This is a genomic window from Phenylobacterium sp. (genome assembly GCF_965229015.1).
Classification (GTDB): Bacteria; Pseudomonadota; Alphaproteobacteria; order Caulobacterales; family Caulobacteraceae; genus Phenylobacterium.
In genome coordinates this window covers 2,154,957-2,176,306 of sequence record NZ_CBDDIM010000001.1, presented here as the reverse complement: position 1 = coordinate 2,176,306, position 21,350 = coordinate 2,154,957, and the positions used below count along the sequence as shown (strand labels likewise).

Here is a 21,350-nt window from a genome sequence, read left to right as displayed (position 1 = left end):
TCAAAACTGTACAGAACAAAACAAGAACCCTAGGGTCGGTCCATGGCCACCCTGACCCTGAAGCGCAAACTCGAGATCCTCTCCGACGCCGCCAAGTACGACGCCTCCTGCGCCTCGTCGGGGACGGTGACGCGGGACTCCGTGGGCGGGAAGGGGGTGGGGTCCACCGACGGGGGCATGGGCATCTGCCACGCCTATGCGCCGGACGGCCGCTGCATCAGCCTGCTGAAGATCCTGCTGACCAATTTCTGCGTCTATGACTGCGCCTATTGCGTGAACCGGGTGTCCTCCAACACCCCGCGCGCCCGGTTCAGCGTGGCCGAGGTCGTCGACCTGACCCTCTCCTTCTACAAGCGCAACTATATCGAGGGCCTGTTCCTCTCGTCGGGCATCATCCGCAGCGGCGACTACACCATGGAGCAGATGGTCCGCGTGGCGAAAGCCCTGCGCCTGGACCACGACTTCCGCGGCTACATCCACCTCAAGGTGATCCCCGAGGCCTCGCCGGCCCTGGTCAACGAAGCCGCCCTCTACGCCGACCGCATCTCCATCAATGTCGAGCTGCCCCGCGACGCCAGCCTGGCCGACCTCGCCCCGGAGAAGGACGCCGCCGGCATCAGGAAGGCCATGGGCCGCGTCCGCCTCGGCATCGACCAGACCACGGAAAAGGTTCGGAAAACCAAGCCGCCCAGCTTCGCCCCGGCCGGCCAGTCGACCCAGATGATCGTCGGCGCCGACGCCGCCACCGACGGCGAGATCCTGGCCAGGAGCGCCGGCCTCTACGGCGCCTACGGCATGCGCCGGGTCTACTACTCGGCCTACAGCCCGATCCCCGACACGACCTCCAGGCTGCCCCCGGTGCGCCCGCCCCTGATGCGCGAGCACCGCCTCTACCAGGCCGACTGGCTGATGCGCTTCTACGGCTTCACCCACGACGAGATCACCGTTGAGGGTGTCGATCTGGACCTCGACATCGACCCCAAGCTGGCCTGGGCCCTGCGCAATCGCGGCGACTTCCCGGTCGACCTGAACACCGCCGAGCGCGAGGCTATGCTGCGGGTCCCGGGCCTGGGGGTGCGCAGCGTCGAGCGCATAATCGACATCCGCCGCCACAAGCGCCTCGCCCTGGAGGACGTGAAGCGCCTGACCCGCCGGCTCGACAAGCTGAAGCCCTTCATCGTCACCGCCGACTGGCGGCCCGGCGCATTGACCGACAAGGCCGACCTGCGGGCGCGCCTGGCCCCGCCGCAACAGCTGAGCCTGTTCTGATGCGCGTGGTGCGGCTGGCCTCCGAGATCGACTTCGCCGGCTGGCGCGAGGCCGCGCGCACCCTGCGCGGCCAGGGCGTGGCCCCCGACACGGTGATCTGGACCGTGGACGGGGAGGGCGACCTGTTCGCCGATCCCGAACCCCTGGCGGCGCCCGCCCCCGGCGGCTTCACCGTCAGCCGCGAGTTCCTGGAACTGGCCGAGGACGTCATCCTGCACCGGTCGGCCGAGCGGTTCGCCCTGCTTTACCGGCTGCTCTGGCGCCTGGCCGCCGAGCCCAACCTGCTGCGCATCGCCACCGACCCCGACGTCGCCCGCGCCAACGACCTGGCCCGCCAGGTCAGCAAGGCGGCCCACAAGATGAAGGCCTTCGTCCGTTTCCGGACCGTCAGCCCCGATCCGGAGACCTACGCCGCCTGGTTCGAGCCGGCCCACCGGGTGACCGAGGCCGTCGCCCCCTTCTTCGCCCGCCGCTTCGCCAACATGGCCTGGTCGATCCTGACGCCGGATGTCTGCGTCCACTGGAACGGCGCGCAGCTGGCGGTGACCCCCGGCGCCGATCCCGCCGATGCTCCGGGCGAGGACGCCTTGGAGGACTATTGGCGCACCTACTACGCCTCGATCTTCAATCCGGCCCGCCTGAAGGTCGAGGCCATGACCAAGGAGATGCCCAAGCGCTACTGGCGGAACCTGCCCGAAGCGCGCCTCATTCCAGATCTGATCGCCGCCGCCGAAGGCCGGACAAACCTCATGGTCGCCAAGCCGCCCACCGAACCCTCCCGCCGCGTCATCCGCGCCGTGGCGCGCGCCAGCCGCGACGCGGCCTATGACGGCATGGCGCCCCAGAGCCTGGAGGAGGTGGCCGCGGGGGTGGACGCTTGCCGCCGCTGCCCGCTCTATCGCGAGGCGACCCAGGGCGTTTCCGGCGAAGGCCCCGCCCACGCCCGCCTGATGCTGGTGGGGGAGCAGCCCGGCGACCAGGAGGACCTGGCCGGCCGCCCCTTCGTCGGTCCCGCCGGCCAGGTGCTGGACAGGGCCCTGGCCGAGGTCGGCGCGCCGCGGGCCGAGACCTATGTCACCAACGCCGTGAAGCACTTCAAGCACGAGCTGCGGGGCAAGCGCCGCATCCACCAGACCCCCAACCCCTCCGAGGTCACCGCCTGCCGCTGGTGGCTGGACGCCGAGCGCCGGCTGGTCCGGCCCCGGGTGGTGGTGGCCCTGGGGGCGACCGCGGCCCTCTCGGTGTTCGGCAAGGCCATGCCGATCGGCAAGAACCGGGGCGTCGCCCTCCAGCTTCCGGACCAGTCCCAGGGCGTGGTGACCTACCATCCCTCCTACCTGCTGCGGATTCCCGACGCCGAGGCGAAGGCGGCGGCCTACGCCCTGTTCGTGCAGGATCTCAGATTCGCGTGGGGGCTGGCGGCCTGAGCCGGATCCAGGCCAAGGCGCCCACCCCGATCAGGGCGATCGCTCCGCCGCAGGCCAGGAAGGCCATGCGATAGGAGGCGCCCTGGGCCAGGGCGCCGAAGGCCATCAGCATGCCGGTCATGGTCACCTGGCCCGAGAAGCTCTTCACCGCGGCGATGGTGGCCCGGGTCTCGGTGGGGATGGCGTCGTGCAGCCGGGCGTCGAAATTGACATCGACGATCTTGAACAGGCCGCACAGGGGCACGATCAGGGCCACGGACCAGGGCCGCATGGATCCCGCCGCCGCCAGCAGCAGCAGGCCGATCAGGGCGAACAGGCCGAAGAAGACCGGGGTCGCCGCCCCCCGCAGCCGATGGGCCCAGAGGGCGCCGCCGGCCTGGGCGGCGCTGATGGCGGCGACGAACAGGGCCACGCTGGAGGCGGGCAGGCCGGTCTGCGACCCGAAGATCGGCCAGAACCCCTCCAGCCCGCCGCCGAAGGCGTTGCTCAGGGCGGCGAAGGCGATGAAGCCCAGGATCGGCGGCGCCCCGGCCACGGTGTGGAAGCCCTGCTTGAGCAGGGCCAGGTAGTGTCGCCCGACCCTCAGGGTCTGGCGGGCGCGGGGCAGGGCCAGGGCGGCGGCGGCGGCCCCCAGCACGCAGACGATGCTCGCCAGCAGGATGGCGGTGTAGCCGAACCGCACCGCCACCGAGGCGCTGAGCGAGGCCAGCAGCACGGCGACGAAGCCCACCCCCTGGGCGCGGCCCATGACGCGGGAATAGTCCTCGGCCCGCTCCTCGCCGTGCAGTTCGTCATAGACCAGGGCCTCGAACACCCCGTTGGTGAAGGCGCTCTTGGCCCCCCACAGCACCATGCCCAGCAGGCAGCCGGCGAAGCTGGGCCAGACGATCCAGGCGGCGAAGCCGATCACCCGCAGAATCTGGGCCCCGGCCAGGATCCAGCGCCGCGACCAGCGATCGGCCAGGACGCCGGAGGGGATCTGCAGCAGGAAGGCGGTGATCGACCAGGCCATCAGGGTGGCCGAGACCTGCACCGGCGTCAGGCCGCGGGCGACGAACATCACCGTATAGAGGGGGTAGATCAGGACGAAGGCGTCCAGCGCCTTGAAGGCGTAGACCCGGCCGACGAAGGGCCTGGCCACCTAGGCCAGGAAGCCGGCCTCGGCGAAGTCGAGCATCCGCTTCAGCAGGCCGTCGATGTCGCTCTCGCGGGTGGCGCCGTCCGACAGCACGTGCAGGCGGTCGAACTCGGCGAAGCGGTTGTTGTGGACCATGCCCAGGCAGAAGTGCAGCCGCCAGTAGACGCTTTCCCGGGGCAGGTCGGGCCGGGCGGCGATCAGGGCGTCGGCGAAACGGGCCAGGTGGGAGACGTCGTTGGTCAGCGCCTCGCGCATCTCGGCGGTCCCCTCGCTGCGCGAGCGGATGATGAACTGGACCGAGATGCGGCGGTCGTTCTCCGGCGAGGCCCAGCGCAGCGGCGGGGCGAACAGGGCCTCCAGGATGTCGCGCACCGGCGGCTTGCCGTTGTGGCGGTCGCGGGCCTCGTGCAGCATCCGGGCCCGCTCGCGGTTCAGCTCGGCGGTGCGCCGGCGGAAGATCTCGAACAGCAGGGCGTCCTTGGACCCGAAATGGTAGTTCACCGAGGCCAGGTTCACCCCGGCCTCGGCGGTGATGTCGCGCACCGAAACGTTCTGGAAGCCGTGCAGGGCGAACAGCCGCTCAGCGGCGGCGAAGACCGCGGCCTTGGTCGCGGCCTCGTTGGGCGGGTCCGGGTCGTTGGCCGGCACGGGGTCGGTCACAGGCGAATCCTTCACGGTTGCCGGCAGCTTAGCAGGCTCGCGTCGGTCGCAAACGATTGTCCGCGTGCGACCTTTAGCGCGACAGCTCCCGCATGGCCTTGTCGAGCCCCTCGATGGTCAGGGGATACATCCGGTCGCCGACCAGCTGCTTCATGACCTCGATGGAGGGGGTGTAGTCCCAATGCCGTTCGGCGGTGGGGTTCAGCCAGACCATGTTCTCGTAGATGTTGGCCACGCGATCCATCCAGACCGCGCCGGCCTCCTCGTTCCAGTGCTCCACCGAGCCGCCCGGATAGGTGATCTCGTAGGGGCTCATGGTGGCGTCGCCGACGAAGATGACCTTGTAGTCGTGGCTGAACTTGTGGAGCACGTCCCAGGTGTTCAGCTTCTCGGCGTGCCGGCGACGATTGTCCTTCCACACGCTCTCATAGAGGCAGTTGTGGAAGTAGTAGAACTCCATGTTCTTGAACTCCGACCGCGCGGCGGAGAACAGCTCCTCACAGACCTTGATGTGGCTGTCCATGGAGCCGCCGATGTCGAAGAAGATCAGGACGCTGATCTTGTTGCGGCGCTCGGCGCGCAGGTTGATGTCCAGATAACCCTTCTCCGCGGTGCCGCGGATGGTGGCGTTCATGTCCAGCTCTTCGGGGGCGCCCTCGCGGACCCATTTGCGCAGGCGGCGCAGGGCGACCTTGATGTTGCGGGTGCCGAGCTCGACGGAGTCGTCGAGGTTCTTGTACTCGCGCTTGTCCCAGACCTTGATGGCCTTGCCGTGCCGGCCCTTCTCCTGGCCGATGCGGACGCCCTCGGGATGGTAGCCGTTGGCGCCGAAGGGCGAGTCGCCCTTGGGGCCCTGGCCGCCCTTGCCCTCGTCGCCTTCGCCGCCGTCCTTGCCTTCCTTGGCGTCCTTCATGCGCTGGGCCAGCGCCTCCATCAGCGCCTCGAAGCCGCCCATGGCCTCGATCTGGGCCTTCTCCTCATCGGTGAGGAACTGGTCCGACAGCTTCTTCAGCCACTCGGCCGGGATGTCGGAGACGCCGATCCCATCGACCTTCTCCAGCCCCTTGAAGACGTGGCTGAACACCTGGTCGAAGCGGTCGAGATTCTTCTCGTCCTTCACCAGGGCCGAGCGCGACAGGTAGTAGAACTCGTCCACCGACCGGTTGATGACCACCTTGTCGAGCGCCTCCATGAGCATGAGGTACTCTTTCAGCGTCACCGGGACCTTGGCTTCCCGAAGCTCGGTGAAAAAGCGCATGAACATGGCGGGTTTCCCTAATAGGGGGACGAACGATTGTTTGATCCCCGAAGATGGAGGCCCGCGCGCCTTATGTCCAGTATGGCGCGCGGGAGGGATCAGCGTTCGCTGTCGAGCATGGCCATCTGGGCCGAGGCATAGCGATCGCCCGCGGCGGCGCCCTTGGGGGCGGCCGTCTCGATGGCCGTCAAGTCCGCCGGGGTGAGGACCACCTCCAACGCGCCCAGGGCTTCGGTCAGCCGGTCGCGGCGGCGGGCGCCGATCACCGGGACGATGTCGGTCCCCTTCGCAAGGACCCAGGCGATGGCGATCTGGGCGACGCTGACGCCACGGGCCTCGGCCACGGCCCGCAAAGCCTCCACCAGGTCCAGGTTGCGGTCCAGGTTCTCGCCCTGGAAGCGGGGGCTGTGGGCGCGGAAGTCACCGGCGGAAGGAGCCTCCTTCGTCCAGTGGCCACTGATCAGGCCGCGTGAGAGCACGCCATAGGCGGTGATCCCGATCCCCAGTTCGCGGCAGGCCGGCAGGATGGCGTCCTCGATGCCCCGGGAGATCAGCGAGTACTCGATCTGCAGGTCGGCGATGGGGTGGACGGCGGCGGCGCGGCGGATCGTCTCGGCGCCGACTTCGGAGAGGCCGATGTGACGGACATAGCCCGCCTTCACCAGGTCGGCGACGGCGCCGATGGTCTCCTCGATCGGCACGGAGGGATCGAGCCTCGCGGGGCGGTAGATGTCGATGTGGTCGACCCCGAGACGCTTGAGGCTGTAGGCGACGGCGGTCTTCACGGCCTGGGGACGGCCATCGAAGCCGAGGAAGGCGCCGGCCGGATCGCGCTGGGCGCCGAACTTCACGCTCAACAGGACCTGGTCGCGGCGGCCCCTCAGGGCCTCGCCGATCAGCATCTCGTTGTGGCCCATGCCGTAGAAGTCGCCGGTGTCGATGAGGTTGATCCCGGCCTCCAGGGCCGCATCGATGGTGGCCAGGCTCTCGGCGCGGTCGGAAGGACCATAGAGGTCCGACATGCCCATGGCGCCGAGACCGAGGGCGGAGACCGTGGGGCCGGTGGTTCCGAGTTGGCGGGTGATCATGGGGCGCTCCTTCGTGTGATGACGAGGGCGGTTATGCGCCTGAGGACATCGTGCGATAAGTCGGCCGATATCAAACAGACTGTGCGGAAAATCGTACAATGAGTTCTCTGGACGATCTCGACGCCTTCGCCGCCGTGGCCCGGCATCGCAGCTTCCGCCGGGCGGCGGCGGCGCGCGGGGTCTCAGCCTCGACTCTCAGCCAGGCCCTGCGGGACCTGGAGGCGCGGCTGGAGGTGCGGCTGCTGAACCGGACGACGCGGAGCGTGGGGCTGACCGAGGCTGGCGCCCGGCTGCTGGAACGCCTGTCGCCAGCCCTGGCCGATATCGCCGCCGCCATGGACCAGGTCCATGCCGAGCGCGGGGTGCCGGCCGGCTCGGTGCGGATCAACGCCCCGGAGCCGGCGGTGGAGCTGGTGCTGGCGCCCATGGTGGCCCCCTTCCTGGCGGCCTATCCGCAGGTGCGGCTGGAGATCATCGCCGAGACCGCCTTCGTCGACATCGTCGCCCAGGGCTATGACGCCGGCGTGCGCTGGGGGGAGAGCCTGGCCCAGGACATGATCGCCGTGCCGATCGCCGGCCCGCAGCGATTCTGCGTGGTGGCCTCGCCGGAGCTCATCGCCCGGACGGGCGTGCCCCAGAGGCCGCAGGACCTGCTGGCCCAACCCTGCCTGCGCACCAGATTCCCCAGCGGAGTCCGGCCGGCCTGGGAGTTCCAGCGGGACGGCAAGGACCTGAAGATCGAACCGGAAGGGCCGCTCACCTCCAGCAGCACGCGCCTGCAGCTGGCCGCGGCTCTGGCCGGGGTCGGCTTCTTTTCCACCTTCGAAGGCCATGTGACCGAGCACATCGCGGCGGGCCGGCTGGTGAGCGTGCTGGAGGACTGGCTGCCGCCGTTCCCAGGCCCGTTCCTCTACTATCCCAGCCGCCGCCACGTGCCCGCGGCGCTGCGGGCCTTCATCGACTTCGCCCGGGTCAAATCCTAGGCGGTCGCGCGGGCCTCGACGTCGCGCAGCTTGCGCCAGACGGTCATGCGCGAGACCCCGAGACGCCGCGCGATCTCGACGGGGCCGACGCCGGCGGCCTGCAGGGCTCGAATCTCGTCGACAGCCGACTGGCCGCGGCGACGCCGGACGCCGCCCATGGGTTCCACGGCCAGCACGGCCTGGAGCGCCGCGCGCAGGGCCCGGCCGCCCTCGCCCTGGCTGGAGATCTCGGGTTCGACGATATAGACGCTGGCCTTGCGCTCCTCGAGGCGGTCGATGACGTCGAGCACGTCGCGGCTGGCGCCGCCCAGGTGTTCCAGGCGGGTGACGACGAGCTGATCGCCCTCGCCGATGAAGTCGAGAATCGAGCTCAGCACCGCGGACTCGTCCATCATCGGGCCAGCAGGCTCCTCAGCCCGGACCACGTGACATCCGTTCGCTTTCAACGTCGCCGTATCGTCCGCGGAGCGTTCGTCACGCAACCGGACATATCCAATTCTCAGCATCCCACCCGTCGCTTTCAGCTACTGCGATGATTGACCGCAAAGTCGCAAAAGCTGGCCGCGCCGTCAAAGCGTAGAAGCTTAAATCTCCGCAATAATTCTCCGGTTATCGGCGTTCACCTACCGCTTGGCTGCAAACTAGGCAGGCAAACTGACGGGTTTGTGAGAAAAACTATCCGCGCGCCGACAAAGAATGAACTCCCGGTCTGTCGTCGACCCGACCTTGAAGCCGTACTCGCCCACCTTCTCGAAGCCGGCGCGCTGATAGAATCGCTGCGCACCGTGGTTCTCCGACCAGACTCCGATCCACAGGTCGCGCGGTCCGTCCTCCAGCATCCAGGCCATGGTCTCCTGGAACAGCCGCGTCCCGGTCCCGCCGTTCTGCCAGGCCTTGAGCAGGTAGAAGCGCTTCAGCTCCCGGCTCCCGGGCGTCACCGCCTCGTGGGGCAGTTCGCAGGGGCCGCACTGGGCGTAGCCCACCGCCTCGCCCTGCGCCTCCACGATCCAGGCGGCCCGGGCGGGATCGGCGAGGTCGGAGGCCATCTTCTCCACCCCGTAGGCGGCGGCCAGGAAGCGGGCGAGGTCGGCGGGATCGTAGAGGTGGGCGAAGGTGTCGCTGAAGGTCCGCGCCCCGAGGGCGGCGAGGACCGGGGCGTCGTCGGGGCGGGCGCGGCGGATCTTGATATCGGACATTTCGGGTCGGGACGGTTTCAGGGTTAGGATCGATTCCAATGACTGTCGCGCTCTACACCCATGCGGACATGCTCGACCACCGCCCTGGTTCCGGCCACACGGAGCGGCCCGAACGACTGTCGGCGGTGATCGACGCCCTGAGCGACGCCTCGGATCTGGACCTCGAGCCCTGCGACGCCCCCCTGGTGAGCCCGCAGGACCTGGCCCGGGTGCACCTGCCGGCCTATGTCCAGGCCATCTTCGAGGCCGCGCCGACCCAGGGCCGGCTGATGCTGGACGCTGACACCTACATGTCGCCGGGCAGCCTGAACGCCGCGCGCCGGGCCGCGGGCTCGGTGGTCCAGGCGGTGCAGGACGTGGCCGCCGGTCTGCAGGGGCGGGCCTTCTGCGCCGTGCGGCCGCCCGGCCACCATGCCGAGCCGCACAAGCCCATGGGCTTCTGCATCTTCTCCAACATCGCCGTCGCCGCCCGGGTCGCCCAGGCCGCGGGCCTGAAGCGGGTGGCGGTGGTGGATTTCGATGTCCACCACGGCAACGGCACCCAGGCGGCCTTCGCCGGCCACGAGGACCTGTTCTTCGCCTCGGTCCAGCAGTGGCCCATGTGGCCCGGCACCGGCCACCCGGACGAGCCGGTCCCGGCCAACATCAAGAACGCCGTCGTTCCGCCCGGCGCGCCGGCGGAGGCGTGGCGCAAGGCCTTCGAGAGCCTGATGCCCCACGTCGACGCCTTCGCCCCCGACCTGATCCTGATCTCAGCCGGCTTCGACGCCCACGCCTTCGATCCCGTCGGCGACGCCCACCAGAACCTGGAGGCCGAGGACTTCGCCTGGGCGACCCGGGCCATCGCCTCGGTGGCGGCCCGGCACAGCCACGGCCGCATCGTCTCCTCCCTGGAGGGCGGCTACGGCCTGGAGGCGCTGGGCCGTTCGGCCCTGGCTCACGTTCGCGCGTTGTCCGACGCCTAACGTCGGGCGCCCCGTTGCAGGGCGGATCGGGCCTCTCTAGGTTGGCCGTCCTTACCTCCAGGAACCGACATGGCCGACGCCGCTGACATCGAAGGGCTTTCGTTCGAGCAGGCCCTCGCCGAACTCGAGAAGATCGTGGCCCAGCTGGAATCGGGCCAGGCGCCGCTGGAGCAGTCCATCGAGCTCTATGAGCGCGGCGCCAAGCTGAAGGCCCACTGCGAGTCGCGGCTCGAGGCCGCCCGCCTGCGGGTCGAGAAGATCGTCATGGGCGCCGACGGGGCGCCGGGGGTCGAGGCGGCGGAATTCAACTGATGCCCGAACTCGCCCACCGCGTGACCGAGGCCGCCGACCTGGTCACCGTGGCGCTGGACGAGCTGCTGCCTCGGGCCGATGGCCCGGAATCGCGGCTGACCGAGGCCATGCGCTACGCGGCGCTCGGGCCCGGCAAGCGGCTGCGGCCCTTCTTCGCCATCGAGACCGGCAAGATGTTCGACTTGGACGAGCGTCCGGTTCTGCGGGCGGCCTGCGCCGTGGAGTGCGTCCACGCCTACAGCCTGGTGCACGACGACCTGCCGGCCATGGACGACGACGACCTGCGCCGCGGCCGGGCCACGGTGCACAAGGCCTATGACGAGGCCACGGCCATCCTGGCCGGCGACGCCCTGCAGACCGCCGCCTTCGAGATCCTGGCCCATCCCGACACCCACAAGGACGGCAATGTGCGGGCCGAGATGGTGGTGCGCCTGGCCCACGCGTCGGGCGCCAAGGGCATGTGCGGCGGCCAGATGATCGACCTGCTCGGCGTGCGCGACGACCTCGGTGCGGTGGCGCGCATGCAGCGGCTGAAGACCGGGGCCCTGATCGCCGTGGCCTTCGAGCTGCCCCTGATCATGGCCCACGCCGGGGAGGGCGAGCGCCACGCCCTGATGGCCTTCGCCCAGGACCTGGGCCTGGCCTACCAGATCGTCGACGACCTGCTGGACCACGACGGCGAGGACGCCGTCCTGGGCAAGAAGGCCGGCAAGGACGCCGCCAAGGGCAAGGCCAACTATGTCACATTGCTGGGCGCCGACGCCGCCCGCGAGCGGCTCAATTTGCTGATCGAACAGACCAAGGCGCACCTCGACCCCTTTGGTCCGCGGGCTGAATTCCTGCGGGCCAGCGTCGATTTCGTGCTAGAGCGCCGAAACTGATTTCAGAGAGATCTGTTCGCGTAACATGCCGCCCCATACGCCTCTGCTCGACCAAGTCGCCTCGCCTGCCGATATGCGGGGTTTCAACGCCGCCCAGCTCAAACAGCTGGCCGACGAACTGCGGGCCGAGATGATCGACGTCGTGTCCCAGACCGGCGGGCACTTCGGGGCGGGCCTCGGGGTGGTCGAGCTGACCGTGGCCCTGCACCATGTCTATGAGACGCCCAAGGACATCCTGATCTGGGACGTCGGCCACCAGGCCTATCCGCACAAGATCCTCACCGGCCGCCGCGATCGCATCCGCACCCTGCGCCAGGGGGGCGGCCTTTCGGGCTTCACCAAGCGGTCCGAGAGCGAATACGACCCCTTCGGCGCGGCCCACGCCGCCACCTCGATCTCGGCGGCGCTGGGTTTCTGCGCGGCCCGCGACGCTCGCGGCAAGGACAACAGCGTCGTGGCGGTGATCGGCGACGGCTCGATGAGCGCCGGCATGGCCTATGAGGCGATGAACAACGCCTGCGAGACCACGGGCCAGCTCACCGTCATCCTCAACGACAACGACATGTCCATCGCCCCCCCGGTGGGCGGGATGAGCGCCTATATGGCGCGCCTGGTCTCCGGCGGCGGCTACCAGTCCCTGCGCCACCTGGGCAAGTCGATGGCCAAGGTGTTGCCCAAGCCGCTGCAGGAAGCCGCCCGCAAGGCCGAGGAATACGCCCGCGGCATGGTCACCGGCGGCACCTTCTTCGAGGAGCTGGGCTTCTACTATGTCGGCCCCATCGACGGGCACGACCTCGACGCCCTGGTGCCGATCCTCAAGAACGCCCGCGAGATCAAGGACCGTCCGGTCCTGGTCCACGTGGTGACCCAGAAAGGCAAGGGCTACGCCCCGGCCGAGAGCGCCGCCGACAAGCTGCACGCGGTGGCGAAGTTCGATGTCGTCACCGGCCAGCAGGCCAAGTCCACCGCCCCGGCGCCGCCCCAGTACACCAAGGTCTTCGCCCAGGAGCTGATCAAGCACGCCGAGCGTGATCCGACCATCGTGGCGATCAACGCCGCCATGCCCTCGGGCACGGGCCTGGACCTGTTCGGCAAGCGGTTCCCGGACCGCACCTTCGACGTCGGCATCGCCGAGCAGCACGCGGTGACCTTCGCCGCCGGCCTGGCCGCCGACGGCATGAAGCCCTTCTGCGCCATCTATTCCACCTTCCTGCAGCGCGGCTACGACCAGGTGGTCCACGACGTGGCGATCCAGCGCCTGCCGGTGCGCTTCGCCATGGACCGGGCGGGCCTGGTGGGCGCCGACGGGCCGACCCATGCCGGCTCCTTCGACATTGGCTTCATGGGCGCCCTGCCGGGCATGATCCTGATGGCGCCCTCCGACGAGGCCGAGTTGGCCCACGCCATCTCCACCGCCGTGGCCATCGACGACCGGCCCTCGGCCTTCCGCTATCCGCGCGGCGAAGGCGTTGGCGTGGCGATCCCCGACCTGGCCGCGCCCCTCGAGATCGGCAAGGGCCGCATCGTCCGCGAGGGGACCACGGTGGCCATCCTGTCGCTCGGCACCCGTCTGGCCGAGAGCCTGAAGGCCGCCGACCTGCTGGGGGCGCGAGGCTTCTCCACCACGGTGGCCGACGCCCGCTTCGCCAAGCCGCTGGACATCGAGCTGCTGCTGCGCCTGGCCCGCGACCACGAGGCCCTGATCACGGTGGAGGAGGGCGCCATGGGCGGTTTCGGCGCCTTCGTGCTGCAGGCGCTCGCCGAGCACGGCGCGCTCGATCGCGGCCTGAAGGTGCGCACCCTCGTCCTGCCCGACATCTTCCAGGACCACGACAAGCCCGAGATCATGTACGCCCAGGCCGGCCTCGACGCCGAAGGCATCGCGCGCGGCGCCCTCCACGCCATGGGCGTCGACAACGTCGCCGCGGCCGGCGCGGGACGCCGGGCCTAGACTGGCGCCAGCGCGACCCCGAGCGCAAAGGCCGCCTCGGCCATGCGCTTGTCGAAGGTCGCAAGGCTTGCGCCCAGCCGTTCGGCGATGGCGATGTTCAGCGCGTCCGGCGCGCGCAGGTTCATGTCGAGCCGTCTCAACCACACCTCGGTGGCCTTGATGTCCTGTGGCGCGGTTTCCGTCAGGGGTGACGATGCGGTCCAGGCGTCGAAATTGCTGAAGATGCGGGACGCCTCGGCCGCCGACAGATCCCCGGTGCGCACAGCGCGGGAGATGACCGAGGCGAACTCCGCTCGGGCGAAGTCGCTGATGACCACCTCGGGCAGGGCGGTCAGGACATAGGCGCGGGCGCGGTCGGAAAAGAGATCGTGGGTGAACAGCGCCACCAGGACGCTGGCGTCGAAATAGACGCTCACCGCCAGTCTTCATCCCGCATGCGGGATACCAGGACGCCGGCGTCTTCGCGGGAGGTCGTTCGGCCCACCCGACGGGCGTCCAGCCACTCGACATCAGCCGGGGTCATTCGCCGCGCCGGCGCCTTGACGGCCTTCAGCTCGACCATCGGCTTGCCATGTCGCGTGATCACAACAGCCTCGCCCTTCAGGGCGCGGTCGATCAGGTCGGACAGGTTGTTCTTGGCCTCGACGACGCTGTGTTCGCTCATGGCCGCAAATATAGCCATCCGATGGCCATTTTGTCCAGATGTCAGCGGCAGGCGCTGAGGAAGGGCCGAACCTGCTTCAGCGGGGCCGGCGGGGCGTCCTTTGTCTCGTTCAGGCCCGTCAGGGTGATGACCCCGGTCTTCCTGAAGGATGCGATGACCGGCGCGCGGGTGGCGACCTCCGCCGACAATAGCGAGCCGCCGTCCAGGTCGTTGGCCGACGCCTGACCCCGTAGGGTCGCCGAGGCGGCGCCCGAGGCGATGGTGACGCTGGCGGGCCAGGGGGCCGGGCGTCCAATCTTGTCCACCCAGACCTCGCCCTGCCGGTGGTCGGCGAGCTTGGCGGCGACGGCGAAGCTGGCCGTGATCTGGCCGGTTTGGCGCGGGCAGCGAAGGGCGATGACCACGTCGTCGGAATTGGGCGCGCCATAGACCAGGGTCACGTCCGGCAGGGCCTTGTCATTGCCGAGGGTCCAGACGCGGCCCTCCTGCGCCTGGGCGGCGGAGGCGGTCAGCATCAACAGGGCGAGAGCGAGCTTCATGCGGAGAGGCTATCACCGCATTCGGGCGGCCTCTAGGCGCGGCAGGCGGCGAAGAAATCGTTCACCGCCGCGCGCTCCGGCCCGCGGACCGGCATGGCGGCCTTGCGGCCGCCCGCGACCACAGCCAGGTCGCCGGTGGCGGCGAAGCTGGCCAGCGCCGGATCGGTGACCGCGGCCCGGGCCTCCACATAGGACGCGCCCTCGCCCATGCCGGGCGTGGCGTCGGCGGCGAGGCGGCTGTTGTGGTCGCGGGAGGTGATTTCGATGGCGTCGGAGGGCGCGTCCACCGGGGCGGTCATGGAGACCAGGACCCGGCCCGACCGGGGCTGGCAGGTCATCATGATCAGCACGTTGTCGCTCTGCGGCTGGCCATAGGCCAACTTGGCGCCTTCGCCCTCGGCGTGGTTCAGGGACCAGGCCATGCCGGGCAGGCCGCTCTGGCCCTGGTGGGCGCAGGAGGCGAGCAGGCAAGAAATGCCCAGTCCGATGATCGCGCGACGTTTCATGAGCGACGCTCCCTTCGGTAAGGGGAACGCCGCCGGTGCGCTTCGGTTCAGAAGGGCGTGAAGCGCTCCACCAGGGACTGGACCGCCGGGGTCTTCTGCACGCGGCTGATGTCCCCGCGGCCGCCGTAGCTGATGCGGGCCTCGGCGATCTGGGTGTGCTTGACGGTGTTGGCCGAGGAGATGTCCTCGGGCCGCACGATGCCGGCCACGGTGAGCTGGCGCAGCTCGGAGTTGGTGCGCACCTCCTGGGTGCCCTGGATCACCAGGTTGCCGTTGGGCAGGACGGCGGAGACCACCGCGGCGATGGTCAGGGAGATCTTCTCCGACCGGGTCACGGCGCCGGAGCCGGCGTTGGAGGAGTTGGAATTGGTCTCGATCCCGCCCGCCAGGTCCGTGCCCGGGGGCAGCAGGCGGCCGAGGCTGCCGGTCAGGCCGTACAGCGACGGCGCGGCGGCCTTCATGCCGGCTGTCCGGCTGCTGTTGGAGGCGTTGGAGGTCTGGGCGCTGTCGTTGATGTCGATCTGGACGGTGAGGATGTCCCCCACCTTCGACGCGCGCTGGTCGATGAAGAAGGCGCGCGCGCCCGAGCGCCACAGGGAGTTGGCCGAGGCCGCCTGGCCCTGGTTGCTGGCTAGGTAGACCTGCTCCTGCGGCACGAGGGCGGAGGGATAGCCCACCGGCGCCAGGGTCGGGCCGACCACGGCCTCCTTCACGGTGGAGCAGGCGGCGAGGGGAACGAGGGCGGCGATGGCGAGGATGGCGAGACGCATGGGGGACGCTTTCTCTAACGCTGGGCGTACTGGGCGCGGCCCAGCGACTTGAGTTGATCGGCGGCGGGGCCGACCACGGCCTGGCCGGGTCCGCTGGCCGTGGCCTGGATGATCTTCTTCGACGCGGTGTTCTGGACCGCGACCGTGTCGCCGATCCCGGCGGCGGCCATGGCCTTGCCCTCCAGGGCCAGGGTCACGCCCCCGGCCTCGTAGGTGACGGTGACCGCGTCGCCGGCCTTGATGACCTGGGGGGCGGAAACGTCGCGGCTGGAGACGGCCGCGCCGGCGCGCAGGGGACGCCGCGCGGCCATGCCGATCACGGCCTCGGCGTCGCGGGGGGCGTCGGCCGGGGCGGCGGCGGCCTTGGCCCAGACCACGTCCTGGGGCTGCACCATCTCGCCGGCCGACAGGCTGCGGGCATAGGTGAGAATCTCGACATTGCCGCGGGTTACGGGCGCGCTGGCGCCGCCGTCGGACCCGGCGCGGACGACGATGCGGCGGATGCCCTCGGCGTTGGCCCAGTCGAGGCCCGCGCGGCGGGCGGCCGACTGCACGGCGCCGGCGTCGAGCACGGCCGAGGTCCCGGGTCGCGAGGCCACCGCGATCTTGCCGGCGCCGCCGGCCCCATCGAACAGGTCGCCAAGGGTGATGACCCCGTCGGAGTCGAAGGTGTCGGACCGCAGGGTCACGGCCTGGCCGGCCAGGGCCGGCGCGGCGGCGAGGGTGAGGGCGCAGGCCAGGATCAGGATGCGCATCGCCCTAGCCCTTCAGCTGGTTGGCGGCCTGCAGCATCTGGTCGGCCGAGGAGATGACCTTGGAATTCATCTCGTAGGCTCGCTGGGCGACGATCAGGGAGGTGATCTCGGTCACAGCGTCGACGTTGGACGCCTCGGTGTAGCCCTGCAGTAGGTTGCCGAACCCCGCGTCGCCGGGGACGCCGGTGGTGGCCGCGCCGGAGGCGCCGCTCTCCATGAACAGGTTGTCGCCGATGGCCTCCAGGCCCGACTCGTTGATGAAGGTCGCCAGCTCGATGCTGCCCACGACGCTGGGGGTCGGAGACCCGGGCTTGGTGACCTGGACCTGGCCGGTCTTGGAGATGATGACGTCGGTGGCGTCCGACGGGATCGTGATGGCGGGCTGGATCTGGTAGCCGTCCTCGGTGACCATCTGGCCCTGGTCGTTCACCGACAGGTTGCCGGCGCGGGTGTAGGCGGTCTCCCCGGAGGGCTTGAGCACCTGCAGGTAGCCGCGGCCTTCGATGGCCAGGTCGTAGCGGTTGCCCGTGGCGGTCAGCGAGCCCTGCTCGGTGATGCGATAGACCGAACCGGCCTTCACGCCGCCGCCGACCTGGACCCCGGTGGGAACGATGGTGCCCTGGTCCGAGGACTGGGCGCCGGCCCGTTCCAGGGTGTTGTAGAGCAGGTCCTGGAACTCGGCCCGTTGGCGCTTGAAGCCGACGGTGTTCATGTTGGCGATGTTGTTGGAGATGACCTCGACATTGAGCTGCTGGGCAGCCATGCCGGTCGCGGCGGTGCGAAGTGCTTGCATCTCTTAGACTTTCCTTACTGGACGCGACCCATCCGCTCGATCGAGCGGCGGGACAGGTCGGCGTTGGAATCCATCATCTTGGCCATCGACTCGTAGGCGCGGGTGACTTCCATCATCCGGGTGATCTCGAGGACCGTGTTGACGTTCGAGCTCTCGAGCATGCCCTGGTGGACGCGGGCGTCCGGGGCGGCCTGGGGCTGCTGGTTGGAGGTGTTGCGGTAGAGATTGTCGCCGGCCTTCTCGAGCACCGAGAGGGTGTCGAAGCGGACCACGCCGACCTTGCCGATGCGTTCCGTGCCCTGGCTGACCGTGCCGTCCGTGGCGATGGTGAGCGGGCCCTTAATGGGGTCGACCGTGATCTCGCCGCCACCCTCGTCGAGGACGGCCTCGCCGTCCTGGGTGGTGACTTTGCCGGCGTCGTCCATCCGGAAGTGGCCGTCCCGGGTGTAGCGCTCGCCCTCGGCGGTGCTGATCTTGAAGAAGCCCTGGCCTTCGATGCCGAGGTCGAAGGGCGCGTCGGTCTTGTGCAGGGCGCCGCCGGTGAAGTCGCGGGCGACGCCGGAATCCAGCACGAACTTCACCGGCTTGGGGCCGCCCTGGGTCATGGCCGGAGAGCGTGCGGCGGTCTCGAGCATCAGGCTCTCGACCTTGAAGCCGGTGGTGTCGGCATTGGCGATGTTGTTGGCCACGATGTCGAGTTCGCGGCGCAGCGTCATCTGCCTCGACAATCCGACGTAGAGGGCGTTGTCCATCGAAGGCGCTCGAACCTTTAACCTGCGACACTTTCGTCGAAGCCAGGACTGCAAGGTTCGGGCCAGTCCAAAAAAGCTGCAAAAACAACAGATAAGAAGGTTAACGCGGGCCTTCCGGCCAATTCTGCCGGGCAGGGTTGGACCGCCCCTTCGCGCCCCGAAAAAACCAGTCCTTAACCATGTCGGCCCCATGCACAGGGGGTAAGATTCTAAGGAGCCGCGCGCGTGGCCAAGGACAAGGTCAAGGAAGCCCCCGAGGGCGAGGCCGCCGCCGAGGGCGAGGACGGCGCGGTCGTGGGCAAGAAGAAGCTGCCCATGAAGATGATCATCATCGCCGGCGTCGCCGCGGTGCTGGTCCTGGGCGGCGGCGGAACCGCGGCCTTCATCTTCCTCAAACCCAAGCCCGACGAGGCTCACGCCAAGGCCGACGAGCACGGCAAGGACAAGAAGAAGGAAAAGAAGGGCGAGAAGGGCAAGGAAGAAAAGACCATCGGCACCATCGCCGAGGGCCCGGACGGCGTCCTGTTCTACACCATGCCCAATGTGGTGGTGAACATGCAGACCGCCGACGGCCGCGCCACCTTCCTGAAGCTGAAGCTCACCCTGGAGGTCCCCGATCAGGAGACCGTCGACCTGCTGGAGCCGAACATGCCCAGGCTGCAGGATATGTTCCAGACCTTCCTGCGCGAACTGCGGCCGGAAGACCTGCAGGGCAGCCAGGGGTCCTACCAGCTGCGCATGGAGATCCTGCGCCGGGTGAACCTCGTCATCGCCCCGTCAAAAGTAAATGCGGTCCTCATTGAGGAGATGTTGATCAACTAGGGCCTATCCCTGGTTGGCGTGCTCCCATGGACGATGAACTCGAAAACCCCAACGCCGCCGAGGGCGAGAACTGGTCGGACGCGGAAGCGTCCGGCGAGAGCCTGATCGGGTCTGAGCGTATCCTCAACCAGGATGAGATCGACAGCCTGCTGGGCTTCGATCTGTCTGACGAGGAGGCGGCCGAGCGTTCGGGCATCCGCGCCATCATCAACTCCGCGCTCGTCTCGTACGAACGCCTGCCGATGCTGGAAATCGTCTTCGACCGCCTGGTGCGGTACATGACGACCTCCCTGCGCAACTTCACCTCCGACAACGTCGAGGTCAGCCTCGACAACATCTCCTCGATCCGCTTCGGCGACTATCTGAACTCGATCCCCCTGCCGGCCATCCTGTCGGTGTTCAAGGCCGAGGAGCTGGAGAACTACGGTCTGCTGACCGTCGACTCCAACCTGATCTATTCCATCGTCGACGTGTTGCTGGGCGGCCGCCGCGGCACCGCGGCGATGCGCATCGAGGGCCGCCCCTACACCACCATCGAGCGCGTGCTGGTGCAGCGGATGGTCGAGGTGGTGCTGGCCGACGCCAAGCTGGCCTTCGAGCCTCTGACCCCGGTGACCTTCACCCTCGACCGCCTGGAGACCAATCCGCGCTTCGCCGCCATCGCTCGGCCGCCGAACGCCGCGATCCTGGTCAAGCTGCGGGTGGACATGGAGGACCGCGGCGGCCGCATCGAGCTGCTGCTGCCCTACGCCACCCTCGAGCCCATCCGGAAGATGCTGCTGCAGCAGTTCATGGGCGAGAAGTTCGGCCGCGACAACATCTGGGAAGGCCACCTGGCCACCGAGCTCTGGACCACCCAGATGGAGGTCCGTGCCGTCCTCGACGAGCAGCAGATCAGCCTCAAGGAGGTCCTGAACCTCGAGGTCGGCCAGACCATCATGCTGAACGCCACCCCCGACAGCCTCATCGAGCTGCGGGCCGGAACCATTCCCCTGACGCGGGGCCGCATGGGCCGCCGCAACCACCACATCGCCGTCCGTGTGGAGGCGCCCCTGACGCCCCACGCCCGGCGCGCCATCCAGAGGTTGAAATGAGCCTGATCGCCATTGGGATGAACCTCATGCTGGCGGGCCTGCTGGTCGCCGCCCTGATGATGGGTTTCCGTCTGAACATCCGCCTGAAGCACCTGCGCGACAGCCATGACGGCTTCGCCCGCGCCGTGGCGGAGCTGGACGTCGCCGCCGCCCGCGCCGAACAGGGCCTGGCCGATCTGCGCGCCGCCACCGACGAGGCCACCGACGCCCTGGCCGACCGTATCGAGAAGGCCCGCGCCCTGACCGCCAAGCTCGATCGCCAGCTGCAGGGCGCGCCCCAGGCCGCGGCGGCGAGCTCGCCCCGCGCCGCCCGCGTCGCCTTCCGCCAGGAAGAGGCCGAGGTCGATGTGGCCGACGTCGAGCGCGTCACCCACCGCCTGGGCGCCCTCCTGTCGGCGGCCCGCGAGCCCCGCGTCCGGCCCGAGCCCGAGCGGTTCGTGCGGCCCGACGTCGCCCCGACGCGCCAGCGTCCCCGTTTCGAAGACGACCTGTTCGATGGTCCCGCCGAGCGCGTGACCATGGGTGGAGCCCGCCGATGAAGAACATCCCCCGCATCCTGCCCCTGGTGGGCATCGCCGCCGCCGGGGTCCTGGCGGTCAACGCCATGGCCGGCGCCCGCTCGCTGCCCGACATGATCTCCGGCGCCAAGGCCTTCGCCGAGGAAGCCGCCAAGCCGCTCAAGGGCGCCAAGGGCGAGAAGGCCGCCGAGGAGAAGGCGACCGAGGGCAAGGCCGGCGCCGAGGGCGCGGCCATCGGCTCGGCCCTGGACGCCTCGACCCTGGCGCCCGCCGCGCCGCGGGCCCCGGCCGTCTGCGCCCCCACCGCCGCCGAACTGGCCAAGGAGGCCGGTCTCTCGCCGGCCGAACTGCAGATCCTGCAAAGCCTCGGCTCCCGCCGCGGCCAGCTGGATCAGCGCGAGCAGGACATGGACGTCCAGCTCGCCCTGCTGGCCGCCGCCGAGGCCAAGCTCGACGCCAAGGTCAAGACCCTGACCGGGCTGAAGGGCGACGTGCAGTCGCTGCTCAACCAGGCCGACGGCAAGGAGCAGGCCGAGGTCGACCGGCTGGTGAAGGTGTTCGAGGGCATGAAGGCCAAGGACGCCGCCCCGCGCATGGTGCTGCTGGACGACTCCGTGCGCCTGCCCATCGCCGGCAAGATGAAGGAACGCGCCCTGTCGGCCATCATCGCGGCCATGCCGCCGGCCGAGGCCAAGCGCCTGACCGAGAGCCTGTCGCGCCGCTTCGCCGACGCCCGCAAGGTGGCCGCCTCCGCCGACGCGGCCGCCACCAACGCCGCGGCCTCCACCCCCTCGGCGCAGCAACTGGCCGCGGCCGATCCTACCGCCGAGAAGGCCGCCGCGCCGCCCGCCGCCAAGCCCAAGGCCAAGGCCGCGCCCAAGAAGGTCGCCGCCCGCAAGCCCGCCGCCAAGGCCGCCCCGGTCAAGCAGGCCGCCGCGACCCCGGCGACCCCGGCCGCCGCCCAGCCCGCGGCTCCCGCCGCGGCGGCTCCGCCGAAGGCCGGCTAGTT

Annotated in this window: 25 protein-coding genes; 11 read left to right on the top strand and 14 right to left on the bottom strand. The window is 69.5% G+C overall.

Going from position 1 to position 21,350, the window contains the following annotated elements; translation table 11 throughout:
* The first annotated feature begins 42 nt into the window (after window positions 1–42).
* Entirely contained in the window at window positions 43–1,269 is a 1,227-nt protein-coding gene (locus ACO06I_RS10945) for a putative DNA modification/repair radical SAM protein (RefSeq protein ID WP_421932597.1), read from the top strand.
* Window positions 1,269–2,696: a UdgX family uracil-DNA binding protein gene (locus tag ACO06I_RS10940; protein ID WP_421932596.1), complete on the top strand. Its 1,428-nt coding sequence runs from the start codon at window positions 1,269–1,271 to the stop codon at window positions 2,694–2,696. The genes ACO06I_RS10945 and ACO06I_RS10940 overlap by 1 nt, the downstream gene beginning before the upstream one ends.
* Here ACO06I_RS10940 and ACO06I_RS10935 read toward each other — a convergent pair.
* The 4 genes from ACO06I_RS10935 to ACO06I_RS10920 form a co-directional block, all read right to left on the bottom strand.
* The gene (locus ACO06I_RS10935) at window positions 2,668–3,837 is read right to left on the bottom strand and encodes an MFS transporter (protein ID WP_421932595.1); all 1,170 of its coding nucleotides are present in this window, start codon (window positions 3,835–3,837) and stop codon (window positions 2,668–2,670) included. The genes ACO06I_RS10940 and ACO06I_RS10935 overlap by 29 nt on opposite strands.
* On the bottom strand, window positions 3,838–4,494 hold the full coding sequence (locus ACO06I_RS10930; RefSeq protein WP_304698700.1) for a TetR/AcrR family transcriptional regulator: 657 nt from the start codon (window positions 4,492–4,494) through the stop codon (window positions 3,838–3,840).
* Window positions 4,495–4,567: 73 nt separating this feature from the next.
* On the bottom strand, window positions 4,568–5,758 hold the full coding sequence (locus ACO06I_RS10925) for a vWA domain-containing protein (protein ID WP_421932594.1): 1,191 nt from the start codon (window positions 5,756–5,758) through the stop codon (window positions 4,568–4,570).
* A gap of 92 nt (window positions 5,759–5,850) precedes the next feature.
* On the bottom strand, window positions 5,851–6,840 hold the full coding sequence (locus ACO06I_RS10920; protein ID WP_421932593.1) for an aldo/keto reductase: 990 nt from the start codon (window positions 6,838–6,840) through the stop codon (window positions 5,851–5,853).
* 98 nt (window positions 6,841–6,938) lie between these two features.
* On the opposite strand from ACO06I_RS10920, the gene ACO06I_RS10915 reads away from it, so the two are divergent.
* Entirely contained in the window at window positions 6,939–7,823 is an 885-nt protein-coding gene (locus ACO06I_RS10915) for a LysR substrate-binding domain-containing protein (RefSeq protein WP_421932592.1), read from the top strand.
* Here ACO06I_RS10915 and ACO06I_RS10910 read toward each other — a convergent pair.
* Complete coding sequence (locus ACO06I_RS10910) at window positions 7,820–8,329, bottom strand: recombinase family protein (protein ID WP_421932591.1); 510 nt, start codon at window positions 8,327–8,329, stop codon at window positions 7,820–7,822. The genes ACO06I_RS10915 and ACO06I_RS10910 overlap by 4 nt on opposite strands.
* A 135-nt stretch (window positions 8,330–8,464) precedes the next feature.
* A complete protein-coding gene (locus ACO06I_RS10905; protein WP_421932590.1) occupies window positions 8,465–9,019 on the bottom strand; it encodes a GNAT family N-acetyltransferase in 555 nt (184 codons plus the stop codon).
* 38 nt (window positions 9,020–9,057) lie between these two features.
* Between ACO06I_RS10905 and ACO06I_RS10900 the strand changes: the two genes are divergently transcribed.
* The 4 genes from ACO06I_RS10900 to dxs all read left to right on the top strand — a co-directional run bounded on the left by ACO06I_RS10900 (window position 9,058) and on the right by dxs (window position 13,128).
* Window positions 9,058–9,984: a histone deacetylase family protein gene (locus tag ACO06I_RS10900; protein WP_421932589.1), complete on the top strand. Its 927-nt coding sequence runs from the start codon at window positions 9,058–9,060 to the stop codon at window positions 9,982–9,984.
* Between the two features lie 69 nt (window positions 9,985–10,053).
* Window positions 10,054–10,296, top strand: coding sequence for an exodeoxyribonuclease VII small subunit (locus ACO06I_RS10895; RefSeq protein WP_304698706.1), 243 nt, complete (start codon window positions 10,054–10,056; stop codon window positions 10,294–10,296).
* The gene (locus ACO06I_RS10890; protein ID WP_421932588.1) at window positions 10,296–11,177 is read left to right on the top strand and encodes a polyprenyl synthetase family protein; all 882 of its coding nucleotides are present in this window, start codon (window positions 10,296–10,298) and stop codon (window positions 11,175–11,177) included. The genes ACO06I_RS10895 and ACO06I_RS10890 overlap by 1 nt, the downstream gene beginning before the upstream one ends.
* 25 nt (window positions 11,178–11,202) lie before the next feature.
* Window positions 11,203–13,128 (top strand): 1-deoxy-D-xylulose-5-phosphate synthase, encoded by a 1,926-nt coding sequence (gene dxs, locus ACO06I_RS10885; RefSeq protein WP_421932587.1) that lies wholly within the window; start codon window positions 11,203–11,205, stop codon window positions 13,126–13,128.
* On the opposite strand, the gene ACO06I_RS10880 is transcribed toward dxs, so the two are convergent.
* From ACO06I_RS10880 to flgF, 8 genes are read right to left on the bottom strand one after another with little or no spacing between them, the layout of a single operon-like run.
* Window positions 13,125–13,544 carry a type II toxin-antitoxin system VapC family toxin gene (locus tag ACO06I_RS10880; RefSeq protein ID WP_421932586.1) on the bottom strand — a complete coding sequence of 140 codons (420 nt, stop codon included), beginning with the start codon at window positions 13,542–13,544 and terminating at the stop codon, window positions 13,125–13,127. The genes dxs and ACO06I_RS10880 overlap by 4 nt on opposite strands.
* Window positions 13,541–13,792, bottom strand: coding sequence for a type II toxin-antitoxin system Phd/YefM family antitoxin (locus tag ACO06I_RS10875; protein ID WP_421932585.1), 252 nt, complete (start codon window positions 13,790–13,792; stop codon window positions 13,541–13,543). The genes ACO06I_RS10880 and ACO06I_RS10875 overlap by 4 nt, the downstream gene beginning before the upstream one ends.
* A gap of 41 nt (window positions 13,793–13,833) precedes the next feature.
* On the bottom strand, window positions 13,834–14,331 hold the full coding sequence (locus ACO06I_RS10870) for a hypothetical protein (RefSeq protein ID WP_421932584.1): 498 nt from the start codon (window positions 14,329–14,331) through the stop codon (window positions 13,834–13,836).
* A 32-nt stretch (window positions 14,332–14,363) separates the two neighbouring features.
* Entirely contained in the window at window positions 14,364–14,837 is a 474-nt protein-coding gene (locus ACO06I_RS10865; RefSeq protein WP_421932583.1) for a hypothetical protein, read from the bottom strand.
* Window positions 14,838–14,884: 47 nt separating this feature from the next.
* Window positions 14,885–15,607, bottom strand: coding sequence for a flagellar basal body L-ring protein FlgH (flgH, locus tag ACO06I_RS10860; protein ID WP_421932582.1), 723 nt, complete (start codon window positions 15,605–15,607; stop codon window positions 14,885–14,887).
* Between the two features lie 14 nt (window positions 15,608–15,621).
* Entirely contained in the window at window positions 15,622–16,362 is a 741-nt protein-coding gene (gene flgA, locus ACO06I_RS10855; RefSeq protein ID WP_421932581.1) for a flagellar basal body P-ring formation chaperone FlgA, read from the bottom strand.
* A gap of 4 nt (window positions 16,363–16,366) precedes the next feature.
* Entirely contained in the window at window positions 16,367–17,155 is a 789-nt protein-coding gene (gene flgG / locus ACO06I_RS10850; protein WP_421932580.1) for a flagellar basal-body rod protein FlgG, read from the bottom strand.
* A gap of 14 nt (window positions 17,156–17,169) precedes the next feature.
* Window positions 17,170–17,907: a flagellar basal-body rod protein FlgF gene (gene flgF, locus ACO06I_RS10845; protein ID WP_421932579.1), complete on the bottom strand. Its 738-nt coding sequence runs from the start codon at window positions 17,905–17,907 to the stop codon at window positions 17,170–17,172.
* Window positions 17,908–18,132: 225 nt separating this feature from the next.
* On the opposite strand from flgF, the gene ACO06I_RS10840 reads away from it, so the two are divergent.
* The 4 genes from ACO06I_RS10840 to ACO06I_RS10825 are packed head-to-tail and all read left to right on the top strand — an operon-like array spanning window position 18,133 to window position 21,348.
* Window positions 18,133–18,729, top strand: a complete 597-nt coding sequence (locus ACO06I_RS10840) for a flagellar basal body-associated FliL family protein (protein ID WP_421932578.1) — start codon at window positions 18,133–18,135, stop codon at window positions 18,727–18,729.
* A gap of 26 nt (window positions 18,730–18,755) precedes the next feature.
* Entirely contained in the window at window positions 18,756–19,823 is a 1,068-nt protein-coding gene (fliM, locus tag ACO06I_RS10835) for a flagellar motor switch protein FliM (RefSeq protein WP_304698724.1), read from the top strand.
* Window positions 19,820–20,362, top strand: a complete 543-nt coding sequence (locus ACO06I_RS10830) for a DUF6468 domain-containing protein (protein ID WP_421932577.1) — start codon at window positions 19,820–19,822, stop codon at window positions 20,360–20,362. The genes fliM and ACO06I_RS10830 overlap by 4 nt, the downstream gene beginning before the upstream one ends.
* Window positions 20,359–21,348 carry a MotE family protein gene (locus ACO06I_RS10825; protein ID WP_421932576.1) on the top strand — a complete coding sequence of 330 codons (990 nt, stop codon included), beginning with the start codon at window positions 20,359–20,361 and terminating at the stop codon, window positions 21,346–21,348. Before ACO06I_RS10830 ends, ACO06I_RS10825 begins: the two co-directional genes overlap by 4 nt.
* Window positions 21,349–21,350: the final 2 nt, after the last annotated feature.